The following is a 13,477-nucleotide window of genomic DNA, read 5'->3' as shown; positions in this document are numbered from 1 at the left end:
GATCGAAAGCCGCCGGTTTCCCGCACTCGATCGGGCGGATTCTCCGTTCGCTGCGCCGTTTGCAACCAGATCCGGATGACCATGCCGGACGTCTTTATCGGAAGCCAACGGTCGGAGGTCATGGCCCGAATCCGGTCGCGCGGCAACCGCGACACGGAGCTGGCCCTGGCCCGCTTGTTGCGCGCCCATGGTCTCAAGGGGTGGCGACGTCACGTAAAAGTGCCGCTGCAAAGGGCCCCGCGCGGCCGCGGGTCGCGCGCCGGCTTTGTGCAGATCGACTTCGTGTTCCCCGGACCGCGGGTGGCCGTTTTCGTGGACGGCTGTTTCTGGCACGGTTGTCCCAGGCACTCGCCGCCCGCGCGGTGGCTGAAGAAAAGTTCCATGCCACTGGTCGCCTGCGAGAGCCCGGGCGCGCAGCGCACCCGCAGAACCGGCAAGGCCTTTTGGCGGCGGAAACTGGCGGCCAACATGGCACGCGACCGGTTCGTCACCCGACAGCTGCGGCGCCAGGGCTGGTGTGTCATCCGCGTTTGGGAGCACGAACTGGCCGCAGCCGGGCCTGTGAAGTCGGGTCGCGGGCCGCTGCGCGTGGTGGCGCGGATCCGGCGCGCCCTCGCAAACAGGTCCAGCGTTGGCCGGGCCGGCGGCAGCTCTCCCGGGTTGGGGCGCTGAGGTCCCGTGGCGTTGCCCTTCGCGGCGTCCGGAAAGAGGGATCGAGCCTCTTGTGCATCCGCCCGGCCCGTCGCGACGCCGGGGGACCGGGATCCCTTCCGCGTTCGGCTCGGCCAGGGCCGTTACTCGGAAACCTCCTCCACCAGGGCTTCCGCCCGGCGTCCACGACGGCCCTGCGGAATCTCCGGCAACAGCAACAAGGTGCCGGCCAGGATGAGGGCCACGCTCAAGCCAGCCACCTGGCCCACGGTGCAGTGGTTGATCAGCAAAAAAGCCACCACCGGGGCCAGCAGGCCCCGCAGGCCGGTGAAGAAGGTGTGGACGCTCATGTAGTCGGCCACCTGTCCCGGCGGCGCAAATTTGGTCACCCACAGGCTCCAGGCCACGTCCCCGCCGGCATTGGCCACGCCGAAGAGGATCGCCGCCGCCAGCAACCCCGCCAGGGAATCGCTGGTGAAGAACGTTCCGATGCCCACGGCAAAGCCGAGGTTCAACGCAATGCGGAGCACGAAAAAATTGGCCCGGTCGAACAACCAGCCCCACACCGGACTCATCACGAGCCGGGCCAGGTTGGGGACCACGCCGGTCAGGAAGGCGACGCCGGCGACACTCAGCGGTTCGCCGCCCACGGTGACCCCGTGACGTTCGTTGGCCAGGTACTCCACCCGCAACGGCAGCATCATGAGATTGCCGAAGCCCATCAGCATCCACATGACCAGGGTGCGTCGGAACAGCGGGTCCGTGCGCACGAAGCGGAGCGCCTTGAACGGGTGCGTGCCTCCCGAGCGCTCCAGGGGCCGGGAGGGACACTGAAACAGGGCCCAGGCTGCCAACAGGAACGCCCCGGCAAAGACCACCAGCAACCACGGATAGTATTGAATGCGCCCGGAGAGGGCGCGCCCGGCCAGCTCGCTGAACACGGCGGCCACCGCGATGCGGATCATGATCGCCCGGGAGAACAACTTGCCGCGTTCGTGCTCCGGGTAGTTGTCCTGAAACACCTGCGTCATCAGGGGCACGCTCAGGGCCAGACAGGCCACGGCCAGCGTGGCGCCCAGTACATACACGGTCAGGGACGGCACCAGCGCCATGATCAACAGCGCCAGCGCCCCGCTGAGGGCCAGCGCACCCGCCGCGCGGGCCACGGGCCAACCGGCCCGTTCGACCCGGCTCACCCACCAGGGGGACAACAGGAAGCCCAGGTTGCCGCCGCCGGCCACCAGCGCCTTGGCCAGTGCCCCGGCCTGGAACCAGCGCACCGCGATCAGCAGCAGAAACGTGGTGCCCGCGGTTTCCAGAATGCCCCCGGCGACCGCCCGCCACCGCTCGTAGTAAAACGTTTGCGCCCGGCGATCCGCAGGGCTCATCGTTTACCTCCAAGGGTCCCGGGGCCACGGGGCGCAGCCTCCGGCCGCTCCCGTGCCACGGCGCTGCAGAATGCATTGGCAGGTTTCCATCCGCGCAGAGGCACTCGTACAAACCTCCTGGCGTCCCCTTCGCGAAGTGGATCCCGCACCGCCCGCGGAGACATCCTTCCCTTCAACCGCGGTTGCCCTCGCCTGTGGGCAGTCGCACCGCCGGGAAGTACACGGTGAAGGTTGTGCCCCGGCCGGGCACGCTGTGCACGTGCACCACGCCACGGGCGGCCCGGACCAGCCGCTGCACGATGTTCAGGCCCAGCCCGGTGCCCTGGTGACGCTCCTTGGTCGTGAACCACGGGTCGAAGATCCGGCTCAGAATGTCCGGGGTCATGCCCGGCCCGTTGTCGCGCACCTGCATCGCCAGCAAGGGGGGTGTGTTGTCGAAGCTCTCCATGTTCACGAACCGGGTCTGGGGCGTGTCCTTGAACTGCGACAGATCCAGCGGCCGCGACAGCACCTCGCCGCGGACTTCGACCCTGTGCGGGTGGGGGGAGCACTGGAAGGCGTTGACGATCAGGTTCAAAAGCACCTGGATGAAGTCGGTCCCGTTGGTTCGCACCGCCACCGGCTCGTTCACGTTTTGCAGGACGAACTCGTGCCGCTGGGAACTGGGATGCACCCGCACCAGCTGCGCCAGATCCCCCAGCAACTGATCCACATGACCGCTGAGGGCGTCCTCGCCCGATCGCCGCAGGTAGCTCAGATACCGGCGCGAGATCTCGATGCAGTTGGTGACCTGCCGGGTGATCACGCGCAACCTCTCCCGGAGGAACTCGAGATCCTCCGCCTCCAGACGCTGGGCCTGGCTGAGCCGCTGGTTGAGCAACTGCAGGAACCCGGAGATCACCGTGAGCGGTCCGTTGATGTCGTGAATGATGCTGGCATAGATTTCGCCCCGCGTCTGGGCGATCTGCTCGGCGATGCGTTGATTCTGCAGCTCGGCGCGCAGCGCCTCCAGATGCTCCGTGTTGCTCCGCAGCTCACTCTCCAGGGTGTGGCGTTGGAGGGCCCGCTGGACAGCGGCCCGGATCGTCGCCACGTCGAAAGGCTTGTTGATGTAGTCGCAGGCCTGCAGCCGCAACGCCTGGCGCAGCGTCTCGGTGGTCTCGTAGGCGGTGATCATCACGACCTCGATGCCGGGATTCACGTACTTCAGGCGCTCCAGCACCTCGATGCCGGACATGCCCGCCATCCGAATGTCGGTGATGGCCACGTCCACGGGATGCTGCTGCGCCAGCGCCACCGCCGTCGGACCGTCCGGGGCCAGCAACACCTCGAACTCGTCCTTGAAAATCACCTGGAGCGACTGCCGCGGCCCCTCTTCGTCGTCCACGATCAACAGCACCGGTTTGCGCCGTGGCAGCGCATTCACCGGCGCCGTCCTGGCCGCATCCGGTAACATGGTCGTCTTGCTCATGTTGCGCCCCTGCCGTCGTCGGGCGCCCGCCTCCCGGTCCTCTTGACCCGCCCGCGCATGCCGGGATCATACCCGTGCAGGCCATCGGCTCAAGCCCTTCCTTTGACCGTCCCAACCCGGCCCGGCCAAGAAATGCATATCCCAAGGCATTTTCGTGCAGGCAAGAAGGGCTGCAGAAAAGCCAAGCCAGGGAAGGCGTCCCGCCGTGCGCCAACCCAGGGTGTTCGTGTGAAGGCGTTGCTTGGACTGACGTTATCCGTGTTCCTCACCGCCACCGGTCTTGCCGGTCAGGGGATGCCCAACCCTGCCCCGGTTCCCGTGGACCGGTCGAACAAGGACTGCCTTGACTGCCACTCGGACCCCGACCTGACCAGGACCAACGCCGTCGGCCGCGTGATTTCCCTGTTCGTGGACGAGGCCCGGTTGGCGCGCTCCGTGCACCGCACCAACACCTGTGTCAGTTGCCACGTCGGAGTCACTCTCCAACACCCGGACGACGAACGGCCGGTGGGGCCCGTGGACTGCGCCCGTTGTCACGCCGCCCAGAGCGAGACCTTCCACGCCAGCGTCCACGGCCGCGCCCTGCAAGCCGGCCGGGCTGAGGCCGCCACCTGTCAGGATTGCCACGGAGGCCACGAAGTCGTGCCGCCCACCGACGCGGCGTCGCCCCTCCATTTCACCCGGCAGCCGGAAACCTGCGGAAGTTGTCACGACACCGAAGCGGCTGACTTTCTGGCCGGCATCCACGGAAAGGCCCTGACCCGGGGCATCCGGGAAGCGCCCACGTGCACGGACTGCCACAGTGAACATCGCATCGAGACCCTGCGCGGAGCCGCCCCTCAGTACATTGCCCGTGACGTCTGCAGTCGGTGCCATGCCTCGGAGCGGATCAATACGAAGTTTCGTCTGCCTTCGGATCGTGTGGAGACCTTCTTTCAGAGTTACCACGGGTTGGCTGCCCAGTATGGCCTGCCCGTGGCCGCCAATTGCGGCAGCTGCCATGGCTACCACAAGGTCCTGCCTTCGACCGACCCGGAGTCTTCCATCCATCCGGCCAACCTGGTTCGCACCTGTGGCCAGTGTCATCCGGGAGCCACGGAAAAGTTCGCCCTCAGCCGGGTCCACGTGGACGTGCGCGGCGTGCGCGGTGGTCCGGATGTGGGCAGCCGCATCAACTGGTGGGTTCGCCGCATTTACCTGGTCCTGATCGCCTGCACGGTGGGGGCCATGTTGATGCACAACGGGCTGCTCTTCTGGCGCAAGCTCTGCCACCGCCTCCGCGGGCATCCCCGGACCGTGCTGCGCATGGATCGCGTCCAACGATGGCAGCATGGGCTCCTGGCCAGCAGCTTTTTCGTCCTGGCGATCAGCGGATTTGCTCTCAGCTATCCCGACTCCTGGCTGGCGCACCTGCTGGGTAACAGCGAACCGTTTCGGCGCTGGGTGCATCGATGGGCGGGTGTGGTTTTGTTGCTCACCGGCCTCTGGCATCTTGTTTACATCTCGGTCTCGGCCGAGGGTCGGCGCCTTCTGCGCGACTTGCGGCCCCGCGCTCGGGACTTTCGCGATCTGGTGGGGATGATCGGCTATTTGGTCGGGCGCCGGTCCCAACGTCCGCTCATCGGCCGGTTCGGTTACACGGAGAAATTCGAGTACTGGGCCGTGGTCTGGGGCACCGTCCTCATGGGAGTCACCGGCCTGCTGATGTGGTTCAAGTTGGAGGTGACCCAATGGCTGCCGCGCTGGGTCGTGGACGTGGCCCTCACCATCCATTTCTACGAGGCCATTCTGGCCTGTCTGGCCATCGTGGTCTGGCACTTCTACCACGTGATCTTCGATCCCGACGTGTATCCGGTGAACCCTGCGTTCTGGGATGGCCGCGTCTCGGCCGAGTGGTATCGTGAGGAACACCCGCTGGATCCGATGTGTCCGGCGCCTTCGCGGTCCTCCGAGGCGGCCACGGCGGCCCCTGTTGGGGCGAGCACGCCGCCGGCCGGTACCCCTTCCGAATCGGGCCCGGTGGAATCTAAGCGTGCCTGAATCGTCGCCTGCAGATGCTCCAAGACAACTTAAGTTGGCTTTTTGACAAAACTTGCGTAGGCGCTTCCGCCGGCCCCGGCCCACAGTGGGAGTGCGTAAAGGGTCGGTCGGATCTGGAACCAAGAACAACCGAATCGTATATGAAAGCTCAACGGCTCAACCGGCGCGGTGGTGTGGCGTGCGTGGCGCTGGGTGTCTGGGCGGCTTCCTGGATCGCAATCCAGGCCCAGAGCCCGATGCTGGTGCCGCGTCCCCTGACGCACCAGGACATCCACGATTATGGTCTGCCTGCGAACATGCAGGTTTCCGGCGGGCTGGACACGGTGGGCATTGGCCAGCCGGTGTACCTGGATCTGTTGCTGCCCAAAAACCTGACCAACATCACCGGCATCAACTGGGAGCTCACGCTCAAGCCGGTCGGCAGCACCGACACGCTCCAACCCAGTCCGCTGGGGCCGAACGTGCCGGCTTACGAGCCGCGTGCCCAACTGGATTACAACGTGGCGGACCGGCGCCTGCTGAAGCCCACCGTGGCGGGTCAGTATACCGTCCAGGTCACCGTCAGCACGGCCACCACCAACCTGGTCCTGCAGCGCAACGTTTCCGTGGGCACCTACCTCGGCGCCCACACCTGCGCCCTCTGCCACAGCGGCGGGGTCATCGCCCAGGACAAATATCATCAATGGCAACAGACCGCCCACGCCACGTTCTTCACCCGCGCCATTGACGGGTTGGAAGCTCCGTACTACCGCGCCAGCTGCATCCAGTGCCACGTGGTCGGCTACGATACGGATCCGGCCGCTGTCAACGGGGGCTTTGACGACGTGGCCGCGCAGTTGGGCTGGACGTTTCCTTCCCGGCTGACCAATGGCAACTGGGCGGCCATGCCGCAGCAGCTCAAGAACCTCGCCAACATCCAGTGCGAGAACTGTCACGGTCCGGGCAGCGAGCACGGCATGGCCCTCGGTCAGACCAACGTCTTCAACTGGCCGCGCATCAGCGTCAACTACAGCTCGGGCGATTGCGCCCAGTGCCATTCGGAGGAGCCCTACCACGTATATCCCTTGCAGTGGGCGAATTCGCGCCATGCCGTGGCCGTGCGCGAGGAACGAACCGCTTGTGCCGGCTGCCACCAGGGTTTGGGATTCATCGACCGGATGAAGGGCGTGCCCGAGGCCCAGCGGCGCACCGCCTACGAGTCGATCAACTGCACGGCCTGTCACGACCCGCATGATGCCACCAACCCGCACCAGCTCCGCGCGATGAGCCCCATCACCCTCAATGACGGATTCACCGTCGTGGACAAGGGCGGTAAAGGGCTCTTGTGCATGCACTGTCACCAGGCCCGCCGCAACGCCACCAACTACGTCGAGGTCACCGCCGGCAGCTCGGTCTTTGGTCCGCACCACGGCCCGCAGGCCGACATGTTGGTGGGGGCCAATGCCGTCACCTATGGCAAGGTCATCCCCAGCTCGGCCCATTACCAGGTGGTGCAGGACAGCTGTGTGACGTGCCACATGCAGGACACGGCCCGGACCGATCCGGCGCACCTCCAGGTCGGCGGGCACACTTGGAAGATGGCCTGGGACACCGGCAGCAACCGGGTCGAACTGGTGCAGGCCTGTGTCCAGTGCCACGGCGACATCGATACGTTTGACTTCAAGCGGCAGGATTACGACGGCGATGGCATCATCGAAGGCGTGCAGACCGAGGTGAAGGGTCTGCTCGACAAACTGGGCATGATGCTGCCGCCGCTGGGCCGGCCCGAGGTGGCCAGTGACACTGCCACCCGGCAGAAGTTCACCCGACCGCAATTGCGGGCGCTCTACAACTACCTGTTCGTGTTGGAGGACGGCAGTTACGGCATTCACAACCTCAGCTATGCCGTCGGCCTCCTGAAGGCTTCGATTGCCGACCTGAGCGGCGACGCCAACAACGATGGTCTGCCCGACTGGTGGCAACAGGCCTACTTCGCCGGGATCAACGATCCCATGGCCGCGCCCAACGCCAGCCCGGCCGGTGACGGCATCCCCAACTGGCTGAAGTTTGCCCTTGGCCTCGATCCGCGCGTGGCCGGCATGGTGCTGCCCGACGGCGTGGTGTTCGTCCAGGGCAAGAACCTCGGCGGGGGAGATGACAAGGTCCGCATCTACACGGCGGCCGAAATCACCTTCGACACCCAGGTCGGCAAGCGCTACCAGATTCAGGCCGTGTCGACCCTGGGCGGTGGCTGGCAAAACATCGGCGAGCCCATCGAAGGTACCGGCCAGCCGGTCAGTTACCTGACACCCACGCGGGGCAACGTCCAGCAGTACTACCGGGTGGTCGAGCTGCCGTAGAGCTTCCACGCACCACACACACCCGACCGCAACAGCACCCCTCCCTGGCCTCCGGGGAGGGGTGCTTCATTTCCCACCCAGGGCCGTCCGCCCCCGGGTGCGGAGCCGACGGGGCATCCGGGCGCGGCGGTTGGAAAAACAAAAGCCCCGGAAAGAGCTGTAAGCCGAATTCTGTCTGCTCCGGGGTCATCCCCCGGAGGAGAGTATCATTTGTCTGAGCGGCCAGAACCCGGGACGCGTTCCGCTTGGGGCGGAACCGAAGCGGGCCACTTCGACGTCCCCTATTTGGCCTTGCACCCGATGGGGTTTTCCGTGCCTCGTCGCTTACGCTCCGAGCGGTGGGCTCTTACCCCACCTTTTCACCCTTACCGGTGCGCCTGCCCGCAGCCTTCCGGTCGCGGACGGCGCACAGGCGGTTTGTTTTCTGTGGCACTGTCCGTCGGGACGCCTCGCGGCGTCGCCGCCCGCGTGTACCCTGCCGGCCCCGAGGACTCGGGCGCAGGTTACGCGGCATCGTGCCCTGTGGTGTTCGGACTTTCCTCCCCCGGCCTTGCGACCGGGAGCGATACTCCGCTCTTTCCGGGCTGGTGATACTTTACACTCTGGCCCGGCCAACCTCAATCCCGCCAGAACTGCGGGTGGTGGGGGCTGCGGCCGGGGCGGCAGGTTCCCGAACCGGCTTCCGGACTGTCGCAGAACCCCATGACCCACGGTTTTGGGCCTGCGGTGGGCCGCCATTGACGAAGCCGTCCGGTTCGGGAGGCCATGGAAACCCCACCGGACGGGATTCGGTGGGACGGGGCCGCCCGGCTCGGAGCACGGAAGCTCGCGGCGCCCTCAAGTCAGAATCGCCAGGTCAGGGTCAGGGCTCCGAACTCGCTGAAGTCGGGCTGGCCCTTGAATTCGCGTCCCCAAAACACGTAGGCAAACGCGCACTGGAACCGGCCCAGGTATCCCACGGCACCCACTTCGGCCGCCGGCACCCACCATTCCTTGTCCACGCTGGGGCTGTCTTTCCACGTGTTGCCGTCCAACGTGATGTTCCGCGCCACGGCGTTGCCGTTGAGACCGCCAAACACATACGCGCCCCAGCGCGGGGGCGCCTGCTCCGTCCTCGAAGACCGCGGGGGCGGCAAGTGGACCATGCCCCGCATCAGGGTGGTGCCGAAGTCGTCAGGGATTCGATAGCCAACCCTTACCTGTCCGCCCAGTTGAACCTGGGTGAGCACGTTGCCCAGCATGAGATTGCCCACGGGCAGAGCCTCAAGCGCGAATCCTTGTGCCTCTCCCCACAGCCGGTATTTGCGGCGGTGCTCGTAAACGAGGTTGAGGATCGGCTCGTTGTGCAGTTGGCTGCCCCAGCCTTGCGGAATGCCGCTGCCCACGCGTTTGTGCACCCACTTTTGCGTGTCTTCTGCCAGGGACCACGGGCCCACCACACCGCTGATGACCTTGAGCCCGTGATATGCCGGTCCTCGCGCCCAATGGAGAGAGGCGGCTGCGTAGAGCAGTCCGGCGTACGGACGGTCCCGGGGATCCGGGATCACTCGCTGGGTATCTGAGGGCGTGACCATGATCTGTCCGGCCTCCCAGCTCAGCGCGGTCAGGTCGGACTCCCAACCGCGCCGGTCGCACCACTCCTGCAGCCACCGCGGTCCCAGGCGAAACAGGGCAAGGGAGATGCCGTCGGTGTAAAAGCGGTCCGTACCGCTGAACGTGTCGTTCTCCCATCGCAGGGAAAACGCCCAGTTGTCTGGCGGGTCAGAGGCAGCGCCGACCGGCCCGGCCAACAGTGCCGGGATGGCGAGCCACGACACAATTGGGATGCTCGAAAACCTGCGGAGGTTCATGGATTGTCTGGCCATGGCCAACAGGCGGCCCTTTGCGCGCTCGAGGCGCCACATCCGTGCGGTTGGGCCGGGGCAACTCTCCCGACAGCCCGTGCGTGCACGATGCCTCCCGGGCGAGACCCTCCCCTCAAGGTTCCACCCCGACGGCCTCGGCCCTGACACCGCCGCTGCGTCCTCAAGAAACTTTGAGCACGCAGTTTTGGGACCCGAACGGATTCGGCACGCGCAGCGTGCACTCGGGGTCATCCTGCCATTCGCCGTCCACGATGAAGCGGTAGTGGTACGTGCCGGGGGGCAGGTTCACCGTGACCGTCCAGATCCCGTCCGGGCCCTTGTGCATCGGGATGGCCTGCTGTTGCCAATGGGTGAAGTCCCCCGCCAACAGGACGCTCATCGCGCCCGGGGCATTGTAGCGAAAGGTTTGGCCCGGGGGTGTCGCAGGCTTGGAGGCCGTCTTGGCCGTGGTTTTGCGGGCTCGTTTTGTCATGGCTGAACTCCTCCGCTCGATTGGTTGGATGGCCTTTGTGCGGCCAGTCACGGCTCGAACATCCGGTGGTCCTCGTCGAGCTCACCGAAGGCACTTCGGCCATCAGCCATAGCATTCCCCAGTTCGGCCATCCCGGCAAGCATGGAGCTGTGACAAGCTTGCTACGCGGGGCATTTCAGGTTCTGGACACCCCGAAAAGGTCTGCGGGATTTCGGGCCTCGCCGGTGGGAGAAGGCCGAGGGAAAAGGGCCATTTCCCAGATTCTTTGGATTCGGGACTCAAAACTTGCAGTGGCCCCTCCGCCGTCCATTTCATCCCACGGGCCTCTCCACGCGCCGAAGGAGCATTCACTGCGATCGCGCGGGGCAACCCCCGGGGATTCGGGCCGCAAAACCCACCACCCCCCTGAAAGGGCGTTACCCGAGGCCCCCTGGTCGCGAGGCCCGGGTGCGCCGCAGTGAATTCCGCCCCTTCAGGGCGGGGGGGGTGGAATTGCGGCGTCCGGTCCCCCAGGGCGCTGTCCTGGGCTGGTGAATCTCCGCCCGTTGGGGCGGACCCACAACGCGCCAAAGGCGCAAACGACTCACCCGGTATCCGGGCCATTCCACTCTCCCACGGCCCGGCCCTCGGTTGCCAAATCGCCGCCCGGTTTGTAAGAGCCACGCGACGTGCCGAACGGGACACCAATCCGCGTCAGACCAGGGCAACCCGCCAGCAACGTGAAGCGCCGAAGGCGCGTCGATTCGACAGCCCGGGGCAACGCCCCGGGGACTCGGGCCCCAAAACCCGTTGCGCCCTGAAAGGGCGCTACTCGGTAAGCGCCATCGTGAGGGCCGAGCCTGCCCACCCGAATTCCGCCCCTTCAGGGCGGGGGGAATTGCGGCGTCCCGTCCCCCAGGGCGCTGCCCTGGACTGGAGAATCTCCCCCCCGTTGGAGCGGACACACGGCAGGCTGTGGGCGCGAAGCCTCTCCGATCCTTGAAGTTTGATGGAAATGAATCTGCATCGCGGTGCGCCGCGAGGTTTGTTGCTTGCAGCCTTGCCGCAGGCAATGCCGGCGCGCCCCGCGGATCCACTGCCCATGAATTGCACGGGCGAATCAACGCGCCGCAGGCGCGAAACCTTTTCGACTTATGATGGGTTGGGCGGGAAGGAATCCGAGGGGGTTGCTTTTGGAGATTATGGCTTGCAACGTTGGCGCAGGCAGGGCCCGAGTGCTGCGCGTCGACGGCCCGGCGCATCTCAGATTTTTACGCAGCCACCAAAAACCCCGCGCGATCCCTCGGAAAGCGTCGGCATGGCGAGACGGGGCAAAAACTGCCTTTCCTCGGGCCCCCTGAAGCCGCGGCTTAAAAAACGAAATGCGCCGCTTGCTCCCTGGGTCTCCTGGGCCGAGACAGGCACATCTTGGGCCGGCAAACCTTGGCCCTTGAGACGTGCGCCCCGGATTTCCCGCGTCGCTGCGGGGCCGGCGGCCCCTCACGGCCTTTGCACCTCAAAAGGCGGGCTGGCCAGGGGGATGTTCTGCCGGGTTCAATGGTTCTGTCCCGCCCGGGCCGGCCGTGAGACTGCCGGCAGCCGTCGAAAACTCGGTCCGAGGAACCCGACGCGGTGTCCGCTTCGAAGCATGCCCCGGTTCGCTCGGCCCGTCGGGGCTTTTCAAGCCCATGACTCTGGCTTACGTTAAGTGGTGCATTCGATCATGCCGAGCGTTTACATCAAAACCTACGGCTGCCAGATGAACGTGCGGGACAGCGAGGCGCTGGCGGCCCGGCTGTTGGCCCGCGGCTACACGCTGGCCCCGTCCGAGGAGCAGGCCGACGTCGTGCTGCTGAACACCTGCAGCGTGCGCGATCATGCCGAGCAGACAGCCTTGAACAAGATGCGCGCCCTGATCGCGGAGCAGCGCCGCAGCGGCCGGGACGTGGTGCTCGGGTTCCTGGGTTGCATGGCCCAGAGCCGGGGTCGGGAGCTCATCGATCAACTGCCCGGGGTGGACCTGGTGGTGGGCACGCAGAAACTGCATCGGACCCCTGATTATTTGGACCAGTTGCTGCGGGGGCAGACCGCCAAGGTGGTGGACACGGCGCCGGAGCCGGGCAGCGAGGCGGCCATTCGGGAACATCTGGTCGGGGTCAACGGGCATGCCCCGGTGACCGCCTACGTGAGCATCATGCAGGGGTGCAATCAGCACTGCACCTTCTGCATTGTGCCCCAGACGCGCGGGCCCGAACGCAGCCGCAGCATTCGCGACATCGTGGCGGAGTGCCGGGAACTGGTGGCGCGGGGGGTCAAAGAAATCACGCTTCTGGGCCAGATCGTGACCAGTTACGGGCGTCGGCCCGGGCCGGATGGCCGACCGGGTTGGTTGGCACCGGAGGAACCGTGGCCGCAACCGGAGCCCGAAGGCCGGCCTCCGCGCTCTCCGTTTGTGCGGTTGCTCGAGGCCATCCACGAGATCGAGGGGCTCGAACGCATCCGTTTCACCGCGCCCCATCCCAGGGGTTACGGAGACGATCTCATCGAGGCCTACGGACGCCTCCCCAAGCTGGTCGAAAGCGCGCATCTGCCCGTCCAAAGCGGCAGCAACCGGATTCTCAAGCTCATGCGCCGGGGTTACACCCGGGAGCGATTCCTCGAAATCGTGGCCAAATTGCGGGCGGTGCAGCCCAACATCGGCCTCAGCACTGATGTCATTGTCGGTTTCCCCGGCGAAACCGAGGAGGACTTCGAGCAGACGCTCGACCTGTGCCGCCAGGTCGAGTTCGATCACGTGTTCCTCTTCAAATACTCGCCCCGGCGCGACACGCCGGCCGCCTCCATGCCCGGAGCGCTGCCGCAGGAAGTCATCGAGGAGCGCCACGCCCGCGCCTCGGAGCTCATCAACGACATTGCCCGTCGCCGCTATGCCGCCCTGGTCGGCCGCACGGTGCAAATCCTGGTCGAAGGCCCCAGCAAAAAGAATCCCCACCGCATGATGGGCCGCACCCGTTGCAACAAGATCGTGGTCTTCGAAGGTTCGGAACGGCACCGCGGCCAGTTGTTGGACGTCCGCATCGTGCGCGCCGGTACCTACACCCTTTACGGCGATCCGGCCATCGTGGGGTTCGACCCGTCCGTGTCCAGGGTGACGTCGCGGGAGCCCGGTGTGGCGGTGGTTTGACCCGCGTCTCGCGCGGCCGTCGCGGAGTCGCCACCCGCCCCGGCCCGCGTCCGGACGCAGATCGTCCGCCCCTTGCCCTGCGTGCCCG

At 66.1% G+C, this 13,477-nt stretch carries 8 protein-coding genes and 1 other RNA gene; 4 read left to right on the top strand and 5 right to left on the bottom strand.

Annotated elements, in window-relative coordinates; all coding sequences use genetic code 11:
* Positions 1-81 precede the first annotated feature (81 nt).
* Positions 82-672: a very short patch repair endonuclease gene (locus ACPDIT_RS04300; protein ID WP_423441878.1), complete on the top strand. Its 591-nt coding sequence runs from the start codon at positions 82-84 to the stop codon at positions 670-672.
* A 122-nt stretch (positions 673-794) separates the two neighbouring features.
* Here ACPDIT_RS04300 and ACPDIT_RS04295 read toward each other — a convergent pair whose 3' ends face one another.
* Together ACPDIT_RS04295 and ACPDIT_RS04290 are read right to left on the bottom strand one after the other, a co-directional pair.
* Positions 795-2,039 (bottom strand): MFS transporter, encoded by a 1,245-nt coding sequence (locus ACPDIT_RS04295; RefSeq protein WP_423441876.1) that lies wholly within the window; start codon positions 2,037-2,039, stop codon positions 795-797.
* A 172-nt stretch (positions 2,040-2,211) separates the two neighbouring features.
* Positions 2,212-3,510 carry a sensor histidine kinase gene (locus tag ACPDIT_RS04290; protein WP_423441874.1) on the bottom strand — a complete coding sequence of 433 codons (1,299 nt, stop codon included), beginning with the start codon at positions 3,508-3,510 and terminating at the stop codon, positions 2,212-2,214.
* Positions 3,511-3,738: 228 nt separating this feature from the next.
* On the opposite strand from ACPDIT_RS04290, the gene ACPDIT_RS04285 reads away from it, so the two are divergent.
* Positions 3,739-5,550, top strand: coding sequence for a cytochrome b/b6 domain-containing protein (locus ACPDIT_RS04285; protein WP_423441872.1), 1,812 nt, complete (start codon positions 3,739-3,741; stop codon positions 5,548-5,550).
* A 140-nt stretch (positions 5,551-5,690) separates the two neighbouring features.
* Complete coding sequence (locus ACPDIT_RS04280; RefSeq protein ID WP_423441870.1) at positions 5,691-7,889, top strand: multiheme c-type cytochrome; 2,199 nt, start codon at positions 5,691-5,693, stop codon at positions 7,887-7,889.
* A gap of 144 nt (positions 7,890-8,033) precedes the next feature.
* On the opposite strand, the gene rnpB is transcribed toward ACPDIT_RS04280, so the two are convergent.
* The 3 genes from rnpB to ACPDIT_RS04265 form a co-directional block, all read right to left on the bottom strand.
* Positions 8,034-8,471, bottom strand: an RNA gene (rnpB, locus tag ACPDIT_RS04275) — RNase P RNA component class A.
* 260 nt (positions 8,472-8,731) lie between these two features.
* A complete protein-coding gene (locus ACPDIT_RS04270) occupies positions 8,732-9,706 on the bottom strand; it encodes a lipid A deacylase LpxR family protein (protein WP_423441868.1) in 975 nt (324 codons plus the stop codon).
* Positions 9,707-9,914: 208 nt separating this feature from the next.
* Complete coding sequence (locus tag ACPDIT_RS04265) at positions 9,915-10,226, bottom strand: isoamylase early set domain-containing protein (RefSeq protein ID WP_423441866.1); 312 nt, start codon at positions 10,224-10,226, stop codon at positions 9,915-9,917.
* Positions 10,227-11,928: 1,702 nt separating this feature from the next.
* Between ACPDIT_RS04265 and ACPDIT_RS04260 the strand changes: the two genes are divergently transcribed.
* Entirely contained in the window at positions 11,929-13,389 is a 1,461-nt protein-coding gene (locus ACPDIT_RS04260) for a MiaB/RimO family radical SAM methylthiotransferase (protein ID WP_423441864.1), read from the top strand.
* The last annotated feature ends 88 nt before the right edge of the window (positions 13,390-13,477 follow it).

Origin of the sequence: Limisphaera sp. VF-2, from assembly GCF_049537125.1 — a bacterium.
In the GTDB taxonomy this organism is placed as follows: domain Bacteria; phylum Verrucomicrobiota; class Verrucomicrobiia; order Limisphaerales; family Limisphaeraceae; genus Limisphaera.
The sequence above is the reverse complement of the archived record's forward strand: the minus strand, read 5'-3'. Positions and strand labels throughout refer to the sequence as shown.

Bases quoted from the DNA above. Each gene is read 5' to 3' on its own strand.
- ACPDIT_RS04265 (WP_423441866.1), bottom strand. From the start codon at position 10,226: ATGACAAAACGAGCCCGCAAAACCACGGCCAAGACGGCCTCCAAGCCT.
- ACPDIT_RS04280 (WP_423441870.1), top strand. From the start codon at position 5,691: ATGAAAGCTCAACGGCTCAACCGGCGCGGTGGTGTGGCGTGCGTGGCG.
- ACPDIT_RS04290 (WP_423441874.1), bottom strand. From the start codon at position 3,510: ATGAGCAAGACGACCATGTTACCGGATGCGGCCAGGACGGCGCCGGTG.
- ACPDIT_RS04300 (WP_423441878.1), top strand. From the start codon at position 82: ATGCCGGACGTCTTTATCGGAAGCCAACGGTCGGAGGTCATGGCCCGA.
- ACPDIT_RS04295 (WP_423441876.1), bottom strand. From the start codon at position 2,039: ATGAGCCCTGCGGATCGCCGGGCGCAAACGTTTTACTACGAGCGGTGG.
- ACPDIT_RS04260 (WP_423441864.1), top strand. From the start codon at position 11,929: ATGCCGAGCGTTTACATCAAAACCTACGGCTGCCAGATGAACGTGCGG.